Annotated in this window: 16 protein-coding genes and 2 pseudogenes; 6 read left to right on the top strand and 12 right to left on the bottom strand. The window is 73.1% G+C overall.

Going from position 1 to position 21,475, the window contains the following annotated elements; translation table 11 throughout:
• Window positions 1-177 precede the first annotated feature (177 nt).
• Together BM536_RS04710 and BM536_RS04705 are read left to right on the top strand one after the other, a co-directional pair.
• Window positions 178-2,229, top strand: a complete 2,052-nt coding sequence (locus BM536_RS04710) for a phosphocholine-specific phospholipase C (RefSeq protein ID WP_094102560.1) — start codon at window positions 178-180, stop codon at window positions 2,227-2,229.
• 82 nt (window positions 2,230-2,311) lie between these two features.
• Entirely contained in the window at window positions 2,312-3,235 is a 924-nt protein-coding gene (locus BM536_RS04705; protein WP_073499658.1) for an LURP-one-related family protein, read from the top strand.
• Between the two features lie 6 nt (window positions 3,236-3,241).
• On the opposite strand, the pseudogene BM536_RS04700 reads toward BM536_RS04705, so the two are convergent.
• Window positions 3,242-4,347 (bottom strand): annotated as a pseudogene (locus tag BM536_RS04700) (hypothetical protein).
• Window positions 4,344-5,141 carry a phosphatase PAP2 family protein gene (locus BM536_RS04695; protein ID WP_073499659.1) on the bottom strand — a complete coding sequence of 266 codons (798 nt, stop codon included), beginning with the start codon at window positions 5,139-5,141 and terminating at the stop codon, window positions 4,344-4,346. The pseudogene BM536_RS04700 and the gene BM536_RS04695 overlap by 4 nt, the downstream one beginning before the upstream one ends.
• 269 nt (window positions 5,142-5,410) lie before the next feature.
• On the opposite strand from BM536_RS04695, the gene BM536_RS04690 reads away from it, so the two are divergent.
• Window positions 5,411-6,055: a TetR/AcrR family transcriptional regulator gene (locus BM536_RS04690; protein WP_073499660.1), complete on the top strand. Its 645-nt coding sequence runs from the start codon at window positions 5,411-5,413 to the stop codon at window positions 6,053-6,055.
• 267 nt (window positions 6,056-6,322) lie between these two features.
• Here the strand turns inward: BM536_RS04690 and BM536_RS04685 are convergent, their stop codons facing one another.
• Window positions 6,323-7,297 carry a DUF2510 domain-containing protein gene (locus tag BM536_RS04685; RefSeq protein ID WP_094102559.1) on the bottom strand — a complete coding sequence of 325 codons (975 nt, stop codon included), beginning with the start codon at window positions 7,295-7,297 and terminating at the stop codon, window positions 6,323-6,325.
• 365 nt (window positions 7,298-7,662) lie between these two features.
• Between BM536_RS04685 and BM536_RS04680 the strand changes: the two are divergent.
• Window positions 7,663-10,367 (top strand): annotated as a pseudogene (locus BM536_RS04680) (ATP-binding protein).
• Window positions 10,368-10,608: 241 nt separating this feature from the next.
• On the opposite strand, the gene pcaDC reads toward BM536_RS04680, so the two are convergent.
• The 7 genes from pcaDC to BM536_RS04645 are packed head-to-tail and all read right to left on the bottom strand — an operon-like array spanning window position 10,609 to window position 17,101.
• Complete coding sequence (gene pcaDC / locus BM536_RS04675) at window positions 10,609-11,748, bottom strand: bifunctional 3-oxoadipate enol-lactonase/4-carboxymuconolactone decarboxylase PcaDC (RefSeq protein ID WP_094102558.1); 1,140 nt, start codon at window positions 11,746-11,748, stop codon at window positions 10,609-10,611.
• Complete coding sequence (pcaB, locus tag BM536_RS04670; RefSeq protein WP_094102557.1) at window positions 11,745-13,073, bottom strand: 3-carboxy-cis,cis-muconate cycloisomerase; 1,329 nt, start codon at window positions 13,071-13,073, stop codon at window positions 11,745-11,747. The genes pcaDC and pcaB overlap by 4 nt, the downstream gene beginning before the upstream one ends.
• Complete coding sequence (pcaG, locus tag BM536_RS04665; RefSeq protein WP_073498358.1) at window positions 13,070-13,675, bottom strand: protocatechuate 3,4-dioxygenase subunit alpha; 606 nt, start codon at window positions 13,673-13,675, stop codon at window positions 13,070-13,072. Before pcaG ends, pcaB begins: the two co-directional genes overlap by 4 nt.
• A gap of 6 nt (window positions 13,676-13,681) precedes the next feature.
• Window positions 13,682-14,455: a protocatechuate 3,4-dioxygenase subunit beta gene (pcaH, locus tag BM536_RS04660; RefSeq protein ID WP_073498366.1), complete on the bottom strand. Its 774-nt coding sequence runs from the start codon at window positions 14,453-14,455 to the stop codon at window positions 13,682-13,684.
• A 14-nt stretch (window positions 14,456-14,469) separates the two neighbouring features.
• Window positions 14,470-15,675: a thiolase family protein gene (locus BM536_RS04655; protein ID WP_073498360.1), complete on the bottom strand. Its 1,206-nt coding sequence runs from the start codon at window positions 15,673-15,675 to the stop codon at window positions 14,470-14,472.
• Window positions 15,672-16,319 (bottom strand): CoA transferase subunit B, encoded by a 648-nt coding sequence (locus tag BM536_RS04650; RefSeq protein WP_073498361.1) that lies wholly within the window; start codon window positions 16,317-16,319, stop codon window positions 15,672-15,674. Before BM536_RS04650 ends, BM536_RS04655 begins: the two co-directional genes overlap by 4 nt.
• Window positions 16,319-17,101, bottom strand: a complete 783-nt coding sequence (locus tag BM536_RS04645) for a CoA transferase subunit A (protein ID WP_073498363.1) — start codon at window positions 17,099-17,101, stop codon at window positions 16,319-16,321. The genes BM536_RS04650 and BM536_RS04645 overlap by 1 nt, the downstream gene beginning before the upstream one ends.
• 210 nt (window positions 17,102-17,311) lie before the next feature.
• On the opposite strand from BM536_RS04645, the gene BM536_RS04640 reads away from it, so the two are divergent.
• Window positions 17,312-17,785 carry a MarR family winged helix-turn-helix transcriptional regulator gene (locus BM536_RS04640; protein WP_073498365.1) on the top strand — a complete coding sequence of 158 codons (474 nt, stop codon included), beginning with the start codon at window positions 17,312-17,314 and terminating at the stop codon, window positions 17,783-17,785.
• Between the two features lie 37 nt (window positions 17,786-17,822).
• Here BM536_RS04640 and BM536_RS04635 read toward each other — a convergent pair whose 3' ends face one another.
• Window positions 17,823-18,785 (bottom strand): DUF3048 domain-containing protein, encoded by a 963-nt coding sequence (locus BM536_RS04635; protein WP_245873260.1) that lies wholly within the window; start codon window positions 18,783-18,785, stop codon window positions 17,823-17,825.
• A 339-nt stretch (window positions 18,786-19,124) separates the two neighbouring features.
• Here BM536_RS04635 and BM536_RS04630 point away from each other — a divergent pair, with 339 nt between their 5' ends.
• The gene (locus BM536_RS04630) at window positions 19,125-20,315 is read left to right on the top strand and encodes a zinc-dependent alcohol dehydrogenase (protein WP_094102555.1); all 1,191 of its coding nucleotides are present in this window, start codon (window positions 19,125-19,127) and stop codon (window positions 20,313-20,315) included.
• Window positions 20,316-20,377: 62 nt separating this feature from the next.
• Here BM536_RS04630 and BM536_RS04625 read toward each other — a convergent pair whose 3' ends face one another.
• The gene (locus BM536_RS04625; protein WP_073497672.1) at window positions 20,378-21,463 is read right to left on the bottom strand and encodes an ATP-dependent DNA ligase; all 1,086 of its coding nucleotides are present in this window, start codon (window positions 21,461-21,463) and stop codon (window positions 20,378-20,380) included.
• Between the last annotated feature and the right edge of the window lie 12 nt (window positions 21,464-21,475).

The raw sequence follows: 21,475 nt of genomic DNA, 5'->3' as shown, positions 1-21,475 counted from the left end.
GCCAAGCCACCGTCCCCGCCAACCCCGCTCCAGCCATTCCCCCGTACCGTCGACCTTCACATGGGCGCCATCCGCGCCTTCCTTCCCGTTGTGTCCTCTTGGAACACTCCTTGCGCGCGCAGTCCCTCAGCGGACGACTGGCCGTCGAACACGCCCCGCACGAGAGGTCCTTCACCCATGTCCGAAGTCAACCGGCGCAGATTCCTCCAGATCGCGGGTGCCACCACGGCGTTCAGCGCGCTGTCGAGCAGCATCGAGCGTGCCGCGGCCCTCCCCGCCAACCACCGCACCGGGACGATCGAGGATGTCGAGCACATCGTCGTCCTCATGCAGGAGAACCGGTCCTTCGACCACTACTTCGGCAAGCTGAGGGGTGTGCGCGGCTTCGGCGACCCGCATCCGGTGACGCTGCCGAACGGCAAGTCGGTGTGGCACCAGTCGGACGGCACCAAGGACCTGCTGCCCTTCCACCCCACCGCCGACGACCTCGGCATGCAGTTCCTCGAAGGCCTCCCGCACAGCTGGCCCGACGGCCAGGCGGCCTACAACGGCGGCAGGTACGACCGGTGGGTGCCCGCGAAGGGCACGACGACGATGGCGTACCTCACCCGCGAGGACATCCCCTTCCACTACGCGCTCGCCGACAAGTTCACCGTCTGCGACGCCTACCACTGCTCGTTCATCGGCTCCACCGACCCGAACCGCTACTACATGTGGACGGGGCACACGGGCAACGACGGCCGGGGCGGCGGCCCCGTCATGGGCAACGACGAGCTGGGCTACGACTGGACGACGTACCCCGAGCGGCTGGAGAAGGCCGGCGTCTCCTGGAAGATCTACCAGGACATCGGCGACGGCCTCGACGCGCAAGGCTCCTGGGGCTGGATCCAGGACGCCTACCGCGGCAACTACGGCGACAACTCGCTGCTCTACTTCAACAAGTACCGCAACGCCACCCCCGGCGACCCGCTGTACGACAAGGCCCGCACCGGCACCGACGTCAAGAACGGCGACGGCTACTTTGACCGGCTCCGGGCCGACGTCAAGGCCGGCACGCTGCCGAAGATCTCCTGGATCGCCGCCCCCGAGGCCTTCTCCGAGCACTCCAACTGGCCCTCGAACTACGGTGCCTGGTACATCGCCCAGGTCCTGGACGCGCTCACCTCCAACCCGGCGGTGTGGGCGAAGACGGCCCTCTTCGTCACCTACGACGAGAACGACGGCTTCTTCGACCACCTGGTGCCGCCGCTGCCGCCGACGTCCGACGCGCAGGGCAGGTCGACCGTCGACGTCTCCCTGGACCTGTACCCGGGCGCCGGCAACCGCGTCGCCGGTCCGTACGGTCTCGGCCCGCGTGTGCCGATGCTCGTCGTCTCGCCCTGGAGCAAGGGCGGTTACGTCTGCTCCGAGACCCTCGACCACACCTCGGTCATCCGTTTCATGGAGCGCCGCTTCGGGGTGCGCGAGCCGAACATCTCCCCGTGGCGTCGGGCCGTCTGCGGTGACCTGACCGCGGCCTTCGACTTCTCCCGCAGGGACACCGGGCCGGTCACGCTGCCCGACACCGACGGGTACGAGCCGCAGGACCGCGAGCGGCACCCCGACTACCGGCCCACCCCGCCCGCCGAGGGCGTCCTGCCCAAGCAGGAGCGTGGTCTGCGGCCCGCCCGCCCCCTCAAGTACGCCCCCACCGTGGACGGTTCGGCCGATCCGGCGGCCGGGAAGTTCACGCTCACCTTCGCCTCCGGTGCCAAGGCGGGCGCCGCCTTCCTGGTCACCTCCGGCAACCGCGCCGACGGGCCGTGGACCTACACCACCGAGGCCGGCAAGAAGATGTCCGACACCTGGAACTCGGCGTACTCGGGCGGCTCCCACGACCTCACCGTGCACGGGCCGAACGGCTTCCTGCGCGTCTTCAAGGGGCCGGGGAGGACCGCGGGACCGGAGGTCGTGGCGCGGCACGTGGGTGACGACGTGGAGCTGACCTTCACCAACCGGGGCCCCGTCACCGTGGAGTTGAAGGTGGCCGACGGCTACCGCGGCCGTACCACGACCGTACGGGTCAAGGTGGGCGCCGTCCTCAAGCGCACCGTCGACCTGAGCGCCAGCCGGCGCTGGTACGACCTCACCGTCACCTCGGTCGCCGACCCGTCGTTCCAGCGGAGGTTCGCCGGGCACGTCGAGAACGGGCGCCCCGGTGTGAGCGACCCGGCCATCGTCACGGAATGAGTGTGCCGCGCGGGTAAAGCACGGTGAACACCGCATCGTGGGGGCTGGTCAGGTCCGGGTGGGCTCGGGGTACTGTGCCCCGGTGACCACGCATTCGAACACACCTGCAGGTTGGTACCCCGACCCGCACGGGGCCGACCGGACCCTGCGCTACTGGGACGGATCCCAGTGGACCGAGCACACCCACGCCGAGCAGCAGCAGGCGCAGCAGCAGGCGCAGGGGCAGGTTCCGGGCCGGCCGCAGGCACAGGGCCAGCAGCCCGCGCAGCAGGTACCGGCTCAGCAGTCGGCACCGGCGCAGCCCTTCCAGCCGCAGGTGCCGGCGCAGCCGGCCGCCGGGCCCGATCCCCGTGTGCAGCAGCAGGTGCGGCAGCAGGCGGGCGTCGCGGCGGGCGGCCCCGGCGGCGGCACGCTGTTCAGCGAGCCGGTGCTGGTGGTGAACCAGAAGGCCAAGCTGATCGAGCTGACCAACGAGTACAAGGTCATGGACCAGCAGGGCAACCAGCTCGGCTCGGTCGTGCAGGTCGGGCAGAGCGCGCTGAAGAAGGTCCTGCGCTTCGTCGCCAGCATCGACCAGTTCATGACGCACAAGCTGGAGATCCGCGACGCCTACGGTCAGCCGGTGCTGCTGCTGACCCGCCCGCGCAAGTTCATGAAGTCCCGGGTGATCGTGACGCGTCCCGACGGTCAGCCGGTCGGCGAGATCGCCCAGCAGAACGTCTTCGGGAAGATCAACTTCGCCATCAACGCGGACGGCCGGCAGGTCGGCGCGATCAGGGCGGAGAACTGGCGGGCCTGGAACTTCGCGATCGTCGACCACGCCGACAACGAGGTCGCCCGGATCACCAAGACCTGGGAAGGTCTCGCCAAGACCCTGTTCACCACCGCGGACAACTACGTCCTGCAGATCCACTACCAGCTGCCCGAACCCCTGCTGAGCCTGGTCGTCGCCACCGCGCTCACGGTGGACACGGCCCTCAAGCAGGACTCCCGCGGCCTCGGCTGACGCCGGTCACAGCGACGTGAGGTGCCCCGGTCCCGTGGCCGGCCGGGGCAGCGGCGCGGGCTCGGCGGAGGCCGTCCGCGCCTTCAGCGCCGGCCTCGCGGCCACCGGGTGTCCGCCGTGCCCGCCGTCATGGCGCGCGGCGCGCCTGTCGTCGTAGTGCACGACGTAACGCGGGGTGTGTCCCGAGGCGTACAGCGCGGCGAGTTCCGCGGTGGGTCCCACCGCCGGAGCCGTCGGGTCCGTGGCGGAGGCCGCGCCGGCGGATCCCGGGAGGGCCGCCGCGGCGGATTCCGGTGCCGCGCGGGACAGCAGCACCACGCCCCATGCGGAGAGCCCTGCCCCGCCGGCGGCGAGGAGTACGCCCGCCGCCCCGCCCTGGAGCCGTTCGCCGAGCAGCGTGAGCCCGATCACCGCGGCGGCCAGCGGGTTCGCCAGCGTCACCACCGCCAGCGGGGCGCCCAGTCCGCCCCGGTAGGCGGTCTGCGACAGCAGCAGCCCACCCGTGGCGAAGGCGGCCACCAGCAGCGCCACCGCGATCACCTGCACGCTGAGCGCCGGACCGGACCGGTCCGTCGCGGCGACCGTCACGGTCTGGGTGAGCGCGGAGGCCACCCCGGAGGCGAAGCCGGACGCGCCCGCGTGCCGCAGGCCGGGCCGGGTGCCGGGCCGCGCCAGCAGCCCGATCAGTGCCGCCGTCACCCCCGCCACCGCGACCGCCTCGGACCCGCTCAGTACGTCGTCGGGGGCCGGACCGGACGCCGTGACCAGGATCGCTGCCAGTCCGAGCAGAGTGAGGGCGGTGCCCCCGCCACTCGGCCGCGCCCCACCCCGCCGCCCCCGCGAGGCGCGCGCCCCAACGGCACCGCCGCGACCAGGGTGAGCGCGCCGAGCGGCTGCACCACGGTCAGCGGCCCGTACTTGAGGGCCACGACGTGCAGAACGGCGGCCCCGCCGTTGAGTCCCACCGAGGCCCACCAGGCGCCGCTGCCCAGCATGCGCACGAGACCGGTGCCGGGGGAGCGGGAGGCCAGCCGCTCCTGGGCGACGGCCGCGGTGGCGTAGGCGACCGCGGAGACCAGCGACAGGACGACGGCGACCACGGTGGCGTTCACCGGACCGCCCCCACGAGGACCTTCCGCTCGGCCGGTACGAGCGTCGGCGCACCGCGTCCGGCCGTCGTCGGCGGGCGCCGCGGCGCGTGGATCACCGCGAGGGCGACGCCGAGGAGCGCGGAGGCCATGAGCGCGTCCAGCCAGTAGTGGTTCGCGGTGCCCACGATCACCAGCAGGGTGAGCAGCGGGTGCAGCAGCCACAGCCACCGCAGGCGCGACCGGGTGGCGACGATCAGCCCGACGGCGACCATCACGGCCCAGCCGAAGTGCAGCGAGGGCATCGCCGCGAACTGGTTGGACAGGGTGTCGGTCTGCGGCGGCCCGTACACCGAAGGCCCGTAGACGCGCGCGGTGTCGATCAGTCCCGTCGACGCGAGCATCCGGGGCGGCGCGAGCGGGAACGCGAGATGGCCCACCAGGGCGGCGGCCGTGACGGCGGCCAGCACGCGGCGGGCCCAGACGTAGTGCGCGGGGCGCCGCAGATAGAGCCAGACGAGGAAGGCCGCGGTGGCGGGGAAGTGCACGGTCGCGTAGTAGGTGTTCGCGACGTGGGCCAGGCCGTCGCCGTGCAGCAGCAGGGACTGCACCGTGTCCTCGTCCGGCAGTCGCAGCCACCGTTCTGCGTCCCACACGCGGTGGGCGTTGCGGAAGGCCTCGGCGGTGTGCCCCGTGGCCAGCTGCCGGCCGAACTTGTAGACGAGGAAGAGCCCTGCGACGAGCAGGAGCTCCCGGACTATCGGCGGCCGTACCGGTGTGACTGGTTCCGCTTCTTCAGGCTCGGTGCGGGCATTCATCCCCCGGCCCCTTCGCTGACGTGATGCGTGTGGATGGTGCGTCTGGGTGGCGCGCGTGCTGGTGGTGCACGCGGGCGGTGCTGCCGGTACCGCCCGGTCCGCGGGCTGGTGGCCCATGACTCATGCAGCACCATCGATACGGGATCGTACCGATACGCCAGTGTACCGATACGGACGGGTACCGGTACACTGGCGTATCGATTGACATACGACACACTGGGGAGCGGGCCCTTCGAAGGCCCGCCGGACAGCAGTGAGGAGAAGGGCCGATGACGTCGCAGGCCGCGGACGGACCGGAGTCGGTCGCCGCCTCGCGCCGCTCCAAGCTCACGCCCGAGCGCGAGCAGGAGTTCTTCGACGCCGTCCTGGAACAGATCCGCGAGTGCGGGTACGAGGCCGTCACCATGGAGGGCGTCGCCACCAGCACCCGGTGCAGCAAGTCCACGCTGTACCGGCAGTGGAAGACCAAACCGCAGTTCGTGGTCGCCGCCCTGCGCTCCCGCCGCCAGTCGCGGCTCGCCGGGATCGACACCGGATCACTCGCCGAGGACCTGCGCGAGGCCGCGCGGGGAGCGGCCCGCTGGTCCATGACCGACACCAAGCTGCTCCAGGCGCTGGGGCACGCCGTCACCCAGGACGCGGACCTCGCGGGCGCGCTGCGCGAGGCGATCGTCGAACCGGAGATCACCGCCCTGCGGGAGATCCTGCGCCGGGGTGTCGAGCGCGGCGAGGTCCCGGCCGGTCATCCGGCACTGGAGTACGTCCCCGCGCAGATGTTCGGCATGGTCCGCGCCCGTCCCGTGGTGGACGGGGAGTACGCCGACGAGGCGTACCTGCTGCGCTTCGTGGAGGCAGCCGTACTGCCGGCACTGGGCCTCGGCCCGGAGAGACCCAGGCCACCGTCCGCGGGATGACCGGACGGTGACCTGCTCGCGCCGCACCGTGGGGACGGGGGCGGCGCGCAACCCCCGGCCGGGTGGGGCGCCCCTTGAGCGGAGGGGCACCCCACCCGGCCGCCGGTGTGCCGGGGCGGTGCTGGTCAGGCGACGGGGCGGAGGGCTCGGACGTCCCGGCCGGAATGGGTGAGTCGGGTGGACGTGGGCCTGCGCGGAGTCGATGGATCGGCCGGTCGTCGCCCACTCCGGTCGGCCCACGTCGGCCGGAGTGGGCGACGGCCCCGCTCACACCCCCTGACCGCTGCCGCTCCCCGTCGACACCTCGATGCCCTTGGTGATCTCGTCGATCACGGACACCTTCTGGTCGGCGTCGACGCCGAAGCGCAGGACCACCATCCGCTTGGGGTCCGAGGGGGCCGGGAAGGCCAGGGACTCGACATAGCCGTCGGCGCCCTTGCTCGTGACCGCCTTCCAGCGCACCAGATAGCCCTTCTGCCCGGCCACGGTCACCGCCTTCGAGGCGAGCACCTGGTGCGAGGTGATCTCGCCGTACGTGGTGCCGCCGTAGGACTCCTCGGCGTTGGCCTCGATGTCCGCCTTGGCGACTGCCTCCGCGGTGGAGCCGGCCACCTGGGCCGGCGCCGAGTACACGCCGCCCTTGGTGCAGGTCTTCGACGTGTCGCCGGGGCACTTGTAGGAGGAGTCGGAGGTGATCTGGGCGCCGACGCTCAGTTCCTGCCCGCTCCAGCCGTCCGGGATGGGGATGCTGATGCCGTTGAGCGCGTCGGTCACCGCACCGCTCTCGATCTTCGGCGGCTCCGACCCCTCGGGGGACGGCGAGGCACCCCCCGAGCCGCCGGAGCCGCCCGGGTCACCGAAGGGGTCCTGCCCGCCGGAGCCGCCCGGACCGTCCTGGCCGCCCGGCCCCTGCGCCGTACCGGGCCCGTCGGAGCCGCCGTCGTTCTTGGTCAGCGCGTACACGCCGACCCCGATGCTGGCCAGCACCGCCACGGCCGCCACGACGGCCACCCCGGTGCGCAGCCCGCGCCGCGAACCGCCGGGCGGGGCCGCTGGATAGGTCGGATACGCGGGGAAGGCGCCGACCGTCGGGGCCTGGGCCGGCGCACCCCACGCGGCGGCCGAGCCCGCCGGACGGGTCTGGTCCGTCCATGCCTTGCCGTCCCACCAGCGCTCGGTGGGCGGGGCGTCACTTGTCTGCCCGGGATCGGGATACCACCCGGGGGGAGTCACCTGCGTCATGCCCCCACCGTATGAGGCGTCGGTGAAAGTCGTATGAGAGGGATGGCCTCTTCTTCGGGGAGTCGTCGTGGCACCCCGTGCCCCCTCGGCCTGAATTCGACGCCGGACAGACGTCGGACAGACGACGTCGCACGGACGTCGCACGGACGTCGGACGGACGCCGAACAGACGTCGGTCGACGTCAATGCGGCGTGCTTCCTCCCTCGTTGACGTTCCGGGGCTCCCGGCGCAGGCCCGCGGGGCCCCGGCGGGGGGCCGCCCGTCACCCGCCGGAGCAACAGCTGGCCGGACCACCCTCCGCGCGGACCGCCGGACGGCTACGCTCGAGGTCGTACGTCGTTCGGGCGACTTGGGGAGGTAGCGGGATGACGAAGGTACGGCCGGCGGCGGCCGCCTCCGCTTCCCTGTGGGAGCGAGCCGAGGAAGTGGCCGCCATCGAGCGGGTGGTGGACACGCTCTGCGCCGACCGTTCCTCGTCGGGCCGGGTGCATCTGCTGCGCGGCGACGCGGGGCTCGGCAAGACGGCCCTGCTGGCCGAGACCCGGCGCATCGCCGAGGCCCGCGGCTGCACGGTGTGGTCGGCCCGCGGCGGCGAGACCCTCAGGTCGGTCCCCTTCAACGTGGTACGGCAGCTGCTCCAGCCCGCGCTGCTGTCCCTGCACCCGGAGGAGGCCCGCGAATACCTCGGCGACTGGTACGACATCGCGGGCCCCGCCCTCGGCATCGCGGACCCCGGTGAGGCCCCCGCCGACCCGCAGGGCGTGTGCGACGGCCTCGTCGCCGCCGTGACCCGGCTGGCCCGGCGTGACTGGCCCCTCGTACTGCTGGTCGACGACGCCCACTGGGCCGACCAGGAGACCCTGCGCTGGCTCGCGGCCTTCGTGGAGCGCCTCGACGAGCTGTCCGTGCTGGTCGTCGTGGCCCGCAGGCCCACCGAGGTCAAGGGCGACAGCGCCCGGCACCTCGACACGGTCGCCGCGGCGGCCGGACAGTCCGTCACCAGCCTCAGCCTCCTGACCCCGGAGGCGGTCGCCGGACTCACCCGCGCCACCCTCGGCGAGCACGCCGACGACCCGTTCTGCCGCGAGGTGTGGGCCGTCACCGGCGGCAACCCCTACGACACCGTCGAACTCCTCGCCAAGGTCCAGGACCGGGCGCTGACACCCGGCGAGCCCTCCGCCACCGAACTGCGCCCGCTGAACCGCTCCGCGCGCGGCGGCGGCCTCGTCACCCGCCTGGAACAACTGGGCGTCGACGCCACCCGGTTCGCCATGGCGGCCGCCATCCTCGGCGCCGAGATCACCGTCGACCAGGCCGCCCGGCTCGCCGGCATGCGCCAGGAGGTCGCGGTGCGCTGCGCCGAACTGCTGTGCAGTGCCCGCATCCTGACCGCACCCGACGCGGTGGCCGTTCCCGCCGACGACGGCGACCTGGAGTTCGTCCACCCGCTGATCGCCACCGCCGTCTACGACTCCATCCCCGACGGCCTGCGCAGGGCGATGCACGGCATCGCCGCCCAGGTCGTCATCGACGCGGGCAAGGGCCTCGCGGCGGCCTCCCGGCATCTGCTCCAGGTCCACGCGGACGACGACGAGGAACTCGTCGAGCAGCTGCGCGAGGCCGCCCGCGAACACCTCGCCGTCGGCGCCCCGGACGCGGCCCGCCGCTGTCTGGAACGCGCTCTGCGGGAGCCGCCCGCGCCCGACGCGCACCCGCACGTGCTCTACGAACTCGGCTGCGCCACCCTCCTCACCTCACCCGCCCGGACCATCGAGCACCTGCGGACCGCGCTCTCCATGCCCGGCCTCGACAACGCCAAGCGGGTCGACGCCGTCTACCGCCTCTCCCAGGCCCTCACGCACAACGACCAGCTGGAGGAGGCCGTCCGCACCGTCGAGGCGGAGGCCGCCCGGCAGACCACCGGACCGGCCCGGATGCGGCTCCAGGCCGTGCAGTTCATGTGGGAGGGCATCTACGCGGGCGAGACCACCTCGCCCGGTCGCTCCGAGAAGCTCACCGCGCTCGCCGCCACCTGCACCGGCCGGGACAACGCCGAGCGGGCCCTGCTCATCCTGCGCGGCTTCGACGCCATGACCCACGGGGAGAACGCGGAAGTCGTCGTGGAAGTGTGCGACCGCGCCCTGGTCAACGGCCGCCTCGCACCCGGCCTCGGCTGGACCGACCCCGAGTGGGGCCTGGAACTGCTGATGATGCTGGCCAGTTCGTACGCCTACACCGACCGCCTCGACCGCGCCGAAGCCCTGTTCAACGAGGCCCTGCGCGCCTACACCACCGCCGGCTGGAGCGGCGGCCACCTCGCCGTGGCCCACGCCTACCTCGGACTCGGCCTGCGCCGCCGGGGCCGGCTGAGGAGACCCTGCGGGAGTCACTGCGCATCGCCGAACGCGTCGGCCGCGGCCTGCCCCTGTACTGGTCGGCCATCTGCAACCTCGTCGACACGCTGCTCGCCCGCGGCCACACCCAGGAGGCCTGGGACATCGCCGAGCAGTACGGCTTCGCCCCGCCCTACCCGTCCACGATCGTGCTGCCCGACCCGCGTTCGGTGCGCGGCCGGCTGCTGCTGGCCGTCGGCCGCACCCAGGACGGCATCAACGAGCTGGAGGAGGCCGAGAAGGCGGCGGCCGTCCGAGGCCACCTCAACCCGGTGATGGTGCCCTGGGCCGCCGACCTGGCCAGGGCCCTCGCCACCGAGGACCCGGCGCGCGCCGCCCGGCTGGCCTCCGACGCCCGCCGCCAGGCCGAACGCTTCGGCACGGACACCGCCATCGGCGAGGCCCTGCGCTGTGCCGCCGCCCTGGAGACCGGCCAGCGCGCGGTGCGCCTCGCCGCCCAGGCGGTCGCCTACCTGGAAGCCTCCCCCTGCCAGTACGAACACGCCGCCGCCCGCGTCGAGTACGGCATCCTCTCCCGCTCGGCCTCCGAACTCCACCGAGGTCTCACCCTGGCCCGCTCCTGCGACGCGGACGGCCTGGCCGACCAGGCCCAGACAGCCCTCGACGCCCTGGGCGCCCCGGCGGTAGGCCTGGTACCGGGCCAGAAGCGCAGGTAGGGGCCCGGCGGGCCCGGGTGCGGCAGGGGCGGGCGACAGGGTGGGCGGTCCCGATGGCCCGACCCTGGCCGCGACCGAGAGACGGCCGCCGGTCGGGCCTGTCTGGCGGCGGTGGAGGCGGTGGCGGCGGTGGAGGCAGCTCCGGCCGCAGCCGAGGACCGCGCCCCTGGCGGTGGTGGCCGCGCCGGACCCCCGGCGAGGTCGGCCCCGGTGGGCGTACCGGCGCCGGAGACCCGCGAGGTCAGCCGCCGCTCGCCGCCGCCTCCTCATCCTCCTCGGCCAGTACCCGCTGGGCCGTCGCGAAGGCCGAGTTCGCCGCCGGGACGCCGCAGTAGACGGCCGTCTGGAGGAGGACCGCGCCGATCTCCTCCGGGGTGAGCCCGTTGCGCCGGGCCGCCCGGACGTGCATGGCCAGTTCGTCGTAGTGGCCGTGGGCGACCAGCGCGGTCAGGGTGATCATGCTGCGCTCGCGGCGGCTGAGCGTCGGGTCGGTCCAGATCTCGCCCCAGGCGTACCGGGAGATGAAGTCCTGGAAGCGGGCGGTGAACGGCGTCTGGCGGGCCTGCGCCCGGTCCACGTGCGTGTCGCCGAGGACCTCCCGCCGTACCCGCATGCCCTGCCCGGTGCCGGTGCCGAAGTGGGCGCGCAACGCGGTCAGTACGGCCCGCGGACACTGCGCCGGGGCCAGGTGCGAGGCGCCCGGGATCTCCACGAGCGTGGCGTCCGGCACCGCGTCCGCGATCTCCCGCAGATGCGCCGGCGGCGTCGCCGGGTCGTCCCGCCCGGCGACCAGCAGCGTGGGTACGGCGATCTGCGCGAGCCGCTCCCGCAGGTCGAACGCGGCCAGCGCGTCGCAGCAGGCCGCGTAGGCACCGGGATCGGCCCGGCGGTGGTCGGCGACCAGCGCCGGCACGGTGAACCCACCGCTGAACCAGCGGGAGTCCGCGCTGTCCGCGAGCGAGTCCAGCCCCTCGCGCCGCACCAGCGCGGCCCGTTCCCGCCACGGCCGCGACCCGTTGAAGTGGGCCGAGGAACAGATCACCGCGAGTGAGGACACCCGCTCGGGGTGGTGCAGCGCCAGATGCAGTCCGACGGCCCCGCCCAGCGACACGCCCGCGTAGGCGAACCGTTCGAGCCCCAGGGAGTCGGCGAGCGCCAGCACCAGCCCGGCCAGGTCGCCGACGGTGGCACCCGCACCGACCAGGCCGGCGGCCGAGCCGCCGTGTCCCGGCAGGTCCCAGCGGATCACCCGGTGCGTGCTGGAGAGTTCGGGCGCGACCCCGTCCCACAGCGCGGACGAGGTGCCGAGGGAGGGCCCGAGGAGCAGCGGGGGAGCCGAAGTCGGGCCTTCGGCACGGTGGTTGAGCAGCTTCTCGGTCAACGTCGCTCCAGCGCACGGTCGGTGAAGGCTCCGGCGGAGCCGGTGTAGCGGGAGGGGTCGGTGAGGTCGTCCAGGTCGACGCCCGTCAACGCCGGTTCCTCGGCGAGGAGTTCGCCCAGGGAGCGGCCTTCGGTGAAGGTGCGGGGCGCGAGCCGGGTCAGCAGCTCCTTGGCGCGGGCCCGGCCGAGCACCGCCGACAGCTCGGCGGAGAGCCGCTCGGAGACGAGCAGCCCGTGGGTGAGCCCGAGGTGCCCGCGCATGACGTCCGCGCGCACCTGCAGGCCCTCGGTCAGTTCCGCCGCGTCCCGGGCGGCCCCGCCGACCAGCCGCAGCAGATCCCGCAGCGGCTCCCACTCGGCGTGCCAGGCCCCGGCCGGCCGCTCGTCCGGCGCGACCAGCGAGCCGTACAGCGTCGCCGCGAGCTGCGGGGCCCGCTGGGCGGCGGCCGCGATCAGCGTGGACCGCACCGGGTTCGCCTTGTGCGGCATGGCCGAGGAACCGCCGCCGCTGCCCTCCGCGACCTCCCCGACCTCGGTGCGGGAGAGGGTGAGCACATCGGCCGCCGTCCTTCCCAGCGCGCCCGCCGTGAACGCCAAACATCCGGCCAGGTCGGCGACCGGTGTGCGCAGCGTGTGCCACGGCAACAGCGGTGCGCGCAGGCCCAGTTCACGCGCGTACGCGGCGGGCAGCACGGTCGCGTCCTCGGCGCCGTACGCCGTGAAGGCGGCCAGCGTCCCGGCCGCGCCGCCGAGTTGGGCGGGCAGGGAGTCCCGTACGGCCGACACCCGGTCCCGCGCGTCCAGCACCAGCGATCGCCAGCCGGCCGCCTTCAGCCCGAACGTCGTCGGTACGGCGTGCTGGGTGAGCGTCCGGCCCGGCATGGGCGTGTCCCGGTGGCCGGCGGCCAGCCGGGCCAGCGCCCGCTGCGTACGGTCGAGGTCGGCCAGGACCGGCTCCAGCGCCCGCACCGCGACCAGCATGGTGGCCGTGTCCATGATGTCCTGGCTGGTCGCGCCCCGGTGGACGTACGGCCCGTACTCCGTGCCGACGGCCCTGGTGAGGTCCGAGACCAGCGGGATCACCGGGTTCCCGCCGCCCCTCGCCCGCTCGGCGAGGGACCTGACGTCGAAGGCGCCTGCGGCGGCCCGGGTCACGGCCGCCGCGGCGGCGGCCGGGGCCAGGCCCAGCGCGGCCTGCGCACGGGTCAGCGCGGCCTCCGCGTCGAGCAGCGCCCGAAGGTAGGAGGCGTCGCTCGTCGCGGAGGCCGCGCGGGAGCCGGTCCACCCGGGGGCGAGCAGACCGGCGTCCGACTGATCAGCTGTCACTGGAACTCCAGGAAGACCGTCTCGCCCTCGCCCTGAAGGCGGATGTCGAAACGGTAGGTGCCCGTTCCGTCGTCCGTGGCGATCAGCGTGTCGCGGCGCGCCGGATCGAGCCCGGCCAGCAGCGGGTCCGTGGCGTGCGCGGCCGTGTCCTCCGGCAGGTAGATCCGGGTGAAGAGATGGACGAGCAGACCACGGGCGAACACGCACGCACTCAGGTAGGGAGCGCTGCGGCCACGCGCGCCGGGCCGCAGGGTGCGCGCGTACCAGTGGCCGTTGGCGTCCGTCTGGATGCGGCCCCAGCCGGTGAACTCCACGCCGTTGCGCCCCAGATAGCCGCCGGTCGACGGGTCGCGCCGGATCGAGCCGTCGACGTCCGGCACCCGGCCGTCCGGGCCGGGCCCCCACAGCTCGACGAAGGCGTCCGGCAGCGGCCGGCCCTCGCCGTCGTACACGTACCCCTGGACGGTGATCGTGTGCGGGTGGCCGAGGGGCGCGATGTCACCGCCGCCCGGGAAGGGCAGCGCGTACCCGTAGAAGGGGCCGACCGTGTGCGACGGGGTGGGCAGCACGCTCTCCGGGCTGCTGGTGTCGATCTTCGTCATGGGAGGTCAGCGTCCTTCTTCGATCCAGGTGGCGCTCGGGCCGTCCAGCACGATGTCCCAGTGGTAGCCGAGCGAGAACTCGGGCACGGACAGGCTGTGGTCGTAGGTGGCGACCAGCCGCCGGCGCGCCGCGTCGTCCGTCACCGACTGGAGGATCGGGTCGTAGGCGAACAGCGGGTCGTTCGGGAAGTACATCTGCGTCACCAGCCGCTGGGTGAACGCCGAACCGAACAGCGAGAAGTGGATGTGCGCGGGCCGCCAGGCGTTGACGTGGTTGCGCCACGGATACGGTCCCGGCTGGACCGTGGTGAAACGGTAGAAGCCGTTGTCGTCGGTGAGCGTGCGGCCCACACCGGTGAAGTTCGGGTCCAGTGGCGCGTCGTGCTGCTCGCGCTGATGGGCGTACCGCCCCGCCGAGTTGGCCTGCCAGATCTCCACCAGCTGGCCGCGGACCGGACGGCCGGAGCGGTCGAGGAGCCGGCCGGAGACGGTGATGCGCTCGCCGATCGGCTCGGCGCGGTGATGCCGGGTCAGGTCGTTGTCGATCTCGGTGATGTCCCGCTCGCCGAAGGCCGGCGAGGCCAGCTCCACCATCTCCGGGTCCTTGGCGACGTCGATCGCGACCGGCGGCTGTTGCGGGTGGCGCAGGGTGGAGGAGCGGTAGGGCGCGTAGTCGCGGCGCGGGTGGTGCTCGACGGGGGCACCGTCGGCGAGCCGCTTCTCGTACGCGGCGTGCTCGGCCGCGATCTCCTGGTCGATGTCGGCTTGCGTGAGAGTCATGAGGAGTCCCGGGGTCACTGACGTTCGAGGACGAGGGCGAGGCCTTGGCCCACGCCGATGCAGAGGGTGGCGACACCGACGCCCGAGCCGCGGCGGGCGAGCTGGTGGGCGACGGTGCCGGCGAGGCGGGCACCCGAGGCGCCCAAAGGATGGCCGAGGGCGATGGCGCCGCCCTGCGGGTTGAGGATCGCCGGGTCGAACTCGGGCCACTCGGCCACACAGCCCAGCACCTGGGCGGCGAACGCCTCGTTGAGTTCGAGCACGGACAGGTCGTCGAAGCCCCTGCCCGCCTTGGCGAGGGCCCGGTTGACCGCCTCGACGGGCGCGAGCCCGAAGTACTGCGGATCGAGGGCCGACACCCCGGTGGCACTCACCCGGGCCAGGGGTTCACGGCCGACGGCCGCGAGGCCTGCCTCGTCGACGAGGAGCAGGGCCGCCGCGCCGTCGTTGAGCGGCGACGCGTTCCCGGCGGTGACCGTGCCTCCCTCCGTACGGAAGGAAGGCCTGAGCTTCGCCATCGCCTCCAGGGAGGCGTCCGGCCGTACCGACTCGTCCGCCGTGACGACCAGCGGGTCGCCCTTGCGCCGGGGGATCGTGACGGGGGCCGACTCGGCGTCGAAGAGACCCTCCTTCTGGGCCCGCGCCGCCTTGCGGTGGCTGTTCAGTGCGAACTCGTCCTGCTGCGCACGGCTGATCCCGTGCTTGTCGGCGATCAGCTCCGCGCTCTCGCCGAGCGGGATCGTCCACTGCGGCTCCATCCGCGGGTTGACCATCCGCCAGCCCAGCGTGGTCGAGTACAGCTCCGTGTGGCCCGCCGGGAACGGCCGTTCGCTCTTGGGCAGCACATAGGGCGCGCGGGTCATCGACTCGACCCCTCCGGCCACGGCGATCGAGGCGTCCCCGACGGCGATCGCGCGGGCCGCCTGGATCACCGCCTCCAGCCCGGAGGCGCACAGCCGGTTGACGGTCACGCCCGGCACCGAGGTGGGCAGGCCCGCCAGCAGCGCGGCCATCCGGCCCACGTTGCGGTTCTCCTCGCCGGCGCCGTTGGCGTTGCCGAAGTAGACGTCCTCGATCCGGGACGGGTCCAGGGCGGGCGTACGGGCGAGGAGTTCACGGATCGCGTGGGCGCCGAGGTCGTCGGGGCGCACCGAGGCCAGGCCGCCGTTGTAGCGGCCGACCGGGGTGCGGACGGCGTCGACGATGTAGACGCTCTTCACGGCTGGGTCTCCTCCGGGACGTGGACCTTGGCGTCGGTCTTGGCGATGATCTCGTCCACGCCGACGCCGGGCGCGGTCTCCACGAGCACCAGTCCGTCCCCGGTGACGTCGAGGACGCCGAGGTCGGTGATGATCCGGTTCACGCAGCCCTTGCCGGTCAGGGGCAGCGCGCACTCGGCGAGGATCTTCGGGCTGCCGTCCTTCGCGGTGTGCGACATGACGACGACGACCGTACGGGCGCCGTGGACGAGGTCCATCGCCCCGCCGATGCCGGTGATCAGTTTGCCGGGGATCGCCCAGTTGGCGAGGTCGCCCTTCTCGGACACCTGCATCGCGCCGAGTACGGCGACGTCGATGTGGCCGCCGCGGATCATGCCGAAGGAGAGCGCCGAGTCGAAGAAGGAGGCGCCCGGCAGGACCGTGACGGTCTCCTTGCCGGCGTTGATCAGATCCGGGTCGACCTGGTCCTCGGTCGGGTAGGGGCCGGTGCCCAGGATGCCGTTCTCGCTCTCCAGGACCACCTCGACGTCCGTCGGGAGGTGGTTGGGGATGAGGGTCGGCAGGCCGATGCCGAGATTGACGTACTGACCGTCCTTCAGCTCCCGCGCGGCGCGGGCCGCCATCTCCTCGCGTGTCCAGGCCATCAGCCGTTCACCCGTTCCTTCGTCGCGGGCGCCGAGACGGTCCGCTGCTCGATCTTCTTGTCGGCGGCCTGCTCGGGCGTCAGGGCCACCACCCGCTGCACGAAGATGCCCGGCAGGTGCACGGCGTCCGGGTCGATCTCGCCGGGCTCGACCAGCTCCTCGACCTCGGCGATCGTGATGCGCCCCGCCATCGCGGCGAGGGGGTTGAAGTTGCGGCTCGACCTGTTGAAGACCAGGTTGCCGTGCCGGTCCCCCTTCGCCGCCCTGACCAGCGCGTAGTCGGTACGGATCGCGTGCTCCAGCACGTATTCGGTGCCGTCGAACTCCCGCACCTCCTTCGGCGGCGAGGCGAGCGCGACCCCGCCCTCACCGTCGTAGCGCCACGGCAGTCCGCCCTCGGCGACCTGGGTGCCCACCCCGGCCGGGGTGTAGAAGGCGGGGATGCCGGCGCCGCCGGCCCGCAGCCGTTCGGCGAGCGTGCCCTGCGGGATCAGCTCGACCTCCAGCTCCCCGGACAGGTACTGGCGCGCGAACTCCTTGTTGCCCCCGATGTAGGAGCCGGTCACCCGGGCGATCCGCCCCGCGGCGAGCAGCACGGCGAGGCCCGACTCCATCGCCCCGCAGTTGTTGGAGACGACCGACACCGCGGTGACGCCCCGCTCGTACAGGGCGTGGATGAGGACGCCCGGCACGCCGCTCAGTCCGAAACCGCCCACTGCCAGCGACGCGCCGTCCGGCACGTCGGCCACCGCCTCCAGGGCCGTGGCGACCACCTTGTCCATGCGTGCAGCCCCATCTCTCTCCATGCGCCCCAGCCCTCAATTAATCAGGGCACTGACTATTTCGGCGAGGTGCCCTTCACGCTGCCACCGGCGGGCCGAGGCGTCAAGAGCCCGGAGAAGAGTGAGGTCGGTCGGCGGGGGAGCGGGCAGACAGCCACACTCTCTGCGGGTATCGTTCAGTGCACGTACGATTCGACCTCGGGAGCGCGCATGGCTGCGGTGGACCTCAACACCCATCCCGGACACCTGGCCCGGCGGCTCCAGCAGGCGCACTACCTGTTGTGGAACGCGATGGTCTCCGAGGAGATCACCTCCCCGCAGTTCGCCGTCCTCAACGCGCTCGTCGCCGAGCCGGGCCTCGACCAGCGCACGGTGGGGGAGCGGGTGGGACTGGACCGCTCCACCGTCGCCGAGGTGATCAGCCGGCTGATCCGCCGCGAACTCCTCGACAAGGTCCGTGACCCGCAGGACGGCCGCCGCTTCCTGCTGCGCCTGACCGACGACGGCGTCCGCACCCAGCGCAGGCTCGCCGTGCGCGCGGCCCGGATGAGCCAGGTCTTCCTCGCCCCGCTCTCCGGTGAGGAGCAGACGGCCTTCTTCGACCTGATCCGCCGGGTGGCGGACGCGGCGGAAGGACTGCGCAACCCGGCGGAGCCGCCGGCCGGCCGGGGCGCGAGCACGTAGGGCTCCCGGGAAAGCGGTCGAACGCCGTTTCCGGGCGTTACGACCTCTGTGCGAACACCACCCACACCTGGCCCTCGGCGAAGGCGACCGGCTCGCCGTCCCGCGTCGTGAACCGGGTTCCGTCCGCCGCCGTCGGACGCTGCCACCGCACGTCGTGGGAGCGCCCGTCGCGCAGCACCTCGGCCCTCCCCGAGCCGACCGTCTCCGTGTACGGCGTGTGGTTGCCGAGCGCGTCGTGGTAGTCGGACCTGCGGACGTTCACGTACTGCACGACCACCGTGGCCGGTGCGAGCCGCCGTCCGTCGGCGGTCACCGTCGGCGCGCCGTCCGTGGTGACCTCCCACCCCCGCCGCTCCTGTGACCACGTGAACCGGAAGCGGGCCGAGGGGTAGCGCACGGTGTACGAGGCCGCCGGTGCGCCCCCGTCGGGCCCGGGGCCGTAGCGGAAGCCGGTGGTCAGCGCGGCCTCGCCCGGGGCGGACGGCAGCAAGCGGCCGGGGCGCAGGTAGAGGTTGTGCGGGGAGGGCCTGTCCCTGTCCCGGTGGTAGGCGTTCTCCGCGTCCTTGGGAGTGACGGCCTCCAGCGGCTCCTTGTCGATCAGCGGCAGGAGTCTGCCCTGCGCGCCGGAGAACGCGAGCACCGGCCGGTCGAACTGGCGCAGCAGTTCCAGGTCGGACTCGCGGGCGCTGCGCACCGGCCCGACGGTCTTCGGCAGCCGCGTCGCGTACACCGCCATCAGCCGGCTCAGACCGCCCTCGACCTGTTCGACGTAGACGACGTCCGCGGCGTCCAGGCCGGTCTGCGGGCGCGCCGCGCGGACGTTGTCGATCTTCACGGCGAGGACCCGTCCGGCGGCGGCGCCCGTGCCCGTGTCGGCGCGGCTCGGCGGCCGGTCGGTGCCGCGGCCGTCGTCGCGGCCGTCGTCGGCCGGGCCGGGGCCGCTCGTGCAGCCCGCCGCCAGCGACAGGGCGAGCGCGGCGGCGAGCGCGGCGGCCGTCACCGCCCCGCGGCCAAAACGTCTCCCTCGCCGGGCCGGCCCCCGTCCCGGGAAGGGCCGCAACCGCCTGCCGGGTCTACGGCCCGTCGCGCCGTCCTCCGTCGCCAGGTTCACCATCGCCACCCCGTTCCATGCCCCGATTGTGCGCTTATCGGTTCGTTGGTGGCCATACCCGATCGATCCTGATTGTTCCCGTCCACTGGGCTGATCGGGCCACGCGGCACGGGGGTGTCTGCGGGGGTGTGCGGTTCGAAGCCGGGGCCTCGGGTACCCGGGGGCCGCACCCCGGGACCCGGCCCCGGTACGGCGGGCCCCCGAACTCGGTGGAGGGAGCGCGGCACGATGAAGGCAGTGACCTGGCAGGGGAAGCGGGACGTACGGGTGGAGACCGTGCCCGACCCGACGATCCAAGAGCCGACGGACGCCGTCATCCGCGTCACGTCCACCGGACTGTGCGGCTCCGACCTGCACCTCTACGAGGTGCTCACCCCGTTCATGACCCCGGGCGACATCCTCGGCCACGAACCCATGGGCATCGTCGAGTCGGTCGGCGCCGGCGTCCCCGACCTCAGCGTCGGCGACCGGGTCGTCGTGCCCTTCCAGATCGCCTGCGGCAACTGCTGGATGTGCCTCAACTCCCTGCCGACCCAGTGCGAGACCACCCAGGTCACCGCGGAGGGCATGGGCGCCGCCCTGTTCGGCTACACCCGCCTGTACGGCGCGGTGCCCGGCGGCCAGGCCGAGTACCTGCGCGTCCCGCAGGCCCAGTACGGCCCCATCAAGGTGCCCGAGGGCCCGCCCGACGACCGCTTCGTCTACCTCTCCGACGTCCTGCCCACCGCATGGCAGGCCGTCGCCTACGCCGGCATCCCCGAGGGAGGCAGCGTCGCCGTGCTCGGCCTCGGCCCCATCGGTGACATGGCCTGCCGCGTCGCCCAGGTACGCGGCGCCGGACGGGTGTTCGGCGTGGACCTGGTCGGCGACCGGCTGCGCCGCGCACACGCGCGGGGCGTCGAGACGTACGACCTGCGGAACTTCGACAGCGAGAAGGAACTGGTCGACGCGATCCGCGACGAGACCGACGGGCGGGGCCCGGACGCCGTGATCGACGCCGTCGGCACCGAGGCGCACGGCAGCGCCGCCGCCCGCATGATCCAGAACGCGGCCGCCCTGCTGCCGCGCAAGGTCAGCGGTCCCCTCGCCGAGCGCTTCAGCGTCGACCGGCTCGCCGCCCTGCACACCGCCATCGAACTGGTGCGCCGCGGCGGCACGCTCTCCCTCGTCGGCGTCTACGGCGGCACGGCCGACCCGCTGCCCATGCTCACCATGTTCGACAAGCAGCTCCAGATCCGGATGGGCCAGGCCAACGTGCGCCGCTGGGTCGACGACATCCTTCCCTACCTCACCGACGAGGACCCGCTCGGCGTCGACGACTTCGCCACCCACCGCATACCGCTGACCGATGCCCCGAAGGCGTACGAGATGTTCCAGCACAAGCGGGACGGGGCGGTGAAGATCCTCATGACGCCGTGAGGCGGACGCACCCGGCCCCGGCCTGACGCACCCGGCCCCGGCCTCGGCCAGGGGCCCCGGTGTCAGTCGGGCGCCGTCCGCGGCGGTGCCCCCAGGATCTCCGCCAGGTCGTAGCGCACCGGCTCCTCCAACTGCGCGTAGGTGCAGCTCTCCGGGGTCCGGTCCGGGCGCCAGCGGCGGAAACGGGCCGTGTGCCGGAAGCGCGCCCCGTTCTCCATGTGGTCGTACGCCACCTCGGCCACCCGCTCCGGCCTGAGCGGCACCCAGGACAGGTCCTTCTTGCCCGACCAGCGGCTCGGCGCACCGGGCAGCCGGGCACTCTCGTGAGCGGCCTCCTGCGCCCAGGCGGCCCAGGGATGCCCCGCCACGTCGTCCATGCGCAGCGGCTCCAGCTCCTCGACCAGTTCGGCCCGGCGCTTCATCGCGAACGCGGCCGACACGCCGACGTGCTGGAGGGCACCCCGGTCGTCGTACAGACCCAGCAGCAGCGAACCGACCACCGGCCCGCTCTTGTGCAACCGGTACCCGGCCACCACCACGTCCGCGGTCCGCTCATGCTTGATCTTGAACATGGCCCGCTCGTCCGGTCGGTACGCCAGCGTCAGCGGCTTGGCGATCACCCCGTCCAGGCCCGCGCCCTCGAAATCCTCGAACCAACGCCGCGCCACCTCGATGTCCGTGGTCGCCGGCGCCAGATGCACGGGCGGCGTCACCCCGTCCAGCGCCCGCTCCAGCAGCGCCCGGCGGTCGCTCTGGGGGACGTCCAGCACCGACTCGTCGCCCAGCGCCAGCAGGTCGAAGGCCACGAAGGAGGACGGCGTCCGCTCGGCGAGTGTCCGCACCCGCGAGACCGCCGGGTGGATCCGCTCGGTCAGCGCGTCGAAGTCCAGCCGCCCCTCGCGCGCGATCACGATCTCCCCGTCCAGCACGCACCGTTCGGGCACCCGCTCCCGCAGCGCCGCCACCAGCTCGGGAAAGTACCTGGTCAGCGGCTTGCCGGTACGGCTGCCCAGCTCCACCTCGGTGCCGTCGCGGAACACGATCGCCCGGAAGCCGTCCCACTTCGCCTCGTACTGCATCCCCGGGGGGATCGCCACCACCGACTTGGCGAGCATGGGCTTCACGGGCGGCATGACGGGCAGATCCATGGTCCGATTCTG

This window comes from Streptomyces phaeoluteigriseus (assembly GCF_001896135.2).
Taxonomy (GTDB): domain Bacteria; phylum Actinomycetota; class Actinomycetes; order Streptomycetales; family Streptomycetaceae; genus Streptomyces; species Streptomyces phaeoluteigriseus.
The sequence above is the reverse complement of the archived record's forward strand: the minus strand, read 5'-3'. Positions and strand labels throughout refer to the sequence as shown.

What these genes read in the sequence shown, in the direction of transcription:
- BM536_RS04710 (WP_094102560.1), top strand. Translation starts at nt 178, where the DNA reads ATGTCCGAAGTCAACCGGCGCAGATTCCTCCAGATCGCGGGTGCCACC.
- BM536_RS04695 (WP_073499659.1), bottom strand. Translation starts at nt 5,141, where the DNA reads ATGAATGCCCGCACCGAGCCTGAAGAAGCGGAACCAGTCACACCGGTA.
- BM536_RS04690 (WP_073499660.1), top strand. Translation starts at nt 5,411, where the DNA reads ATGACGTCGCAGGCCGCGGACGGACCGGAGTCGGTCGCCGCCTCGCGC.
- BM536_RS04685 (WP_094102559.1), bottom strand. Translation starts at nt 7,297, where the DNA reads ATGACGCAGGTGACTCCCCCCGGGTGGTATCCCGATCCCGGGCAGACA.
- pcaG (WP_073498358.1), bottom strand. Translation starts at nt 13,675, where the DNA reads ATGACGAAGATCGACACCAGCAGCCCGGAGAGCGTGCTGCCCACCCCG.
- pcaH (WP_073498366.1), bottom strand. Translation starts at nt 14,455, where the DNA reads ATGACTCTCACGCAAGCCGACATCGACCAGGAGATCGCGGCCGAGCAC.
- BM536_RS04650 (WP_073498361.1), bottom strand. Translation starts at nt 16,319, where the DNA reads ATGGCCTGGACACGCGAGGAGATGGCGGCCCGCGCCGCGCGGGAGCTG.
- BM536_RS04645 (WP_073498363.1), bottom strand. Translation starts at nt 17,101, where the DNA reads ATGGACAAGGTGGTCGCCACGGCCCTGGAGGCGGTGGCCGACGTGCCG.
- BM536_RS04640 (WP_073498365.1), top strand. Translation starts at nt 17,312, where the DNA reads ATGGCTGCGGTGGACCTCAACACCCATCCCGGACACCTGGCCCGGCGG.
- BM536_RS04630 (WP_094102555.1), top strand. Translation starts at nt 19,125, where the DNA reads ATGAAGGCAGTGACCTGGCAGGGGAAGCGGGACGTACGGGTGGAGACC.
- BM536_RS04625 (WP_073497672.1), bottom strand. Translation starts at nt 21,463, where the DNA reads ATGGATCTGCCCGTCATGCCGCCCGTGAAGCCCATGCTCGCCAAGTCG.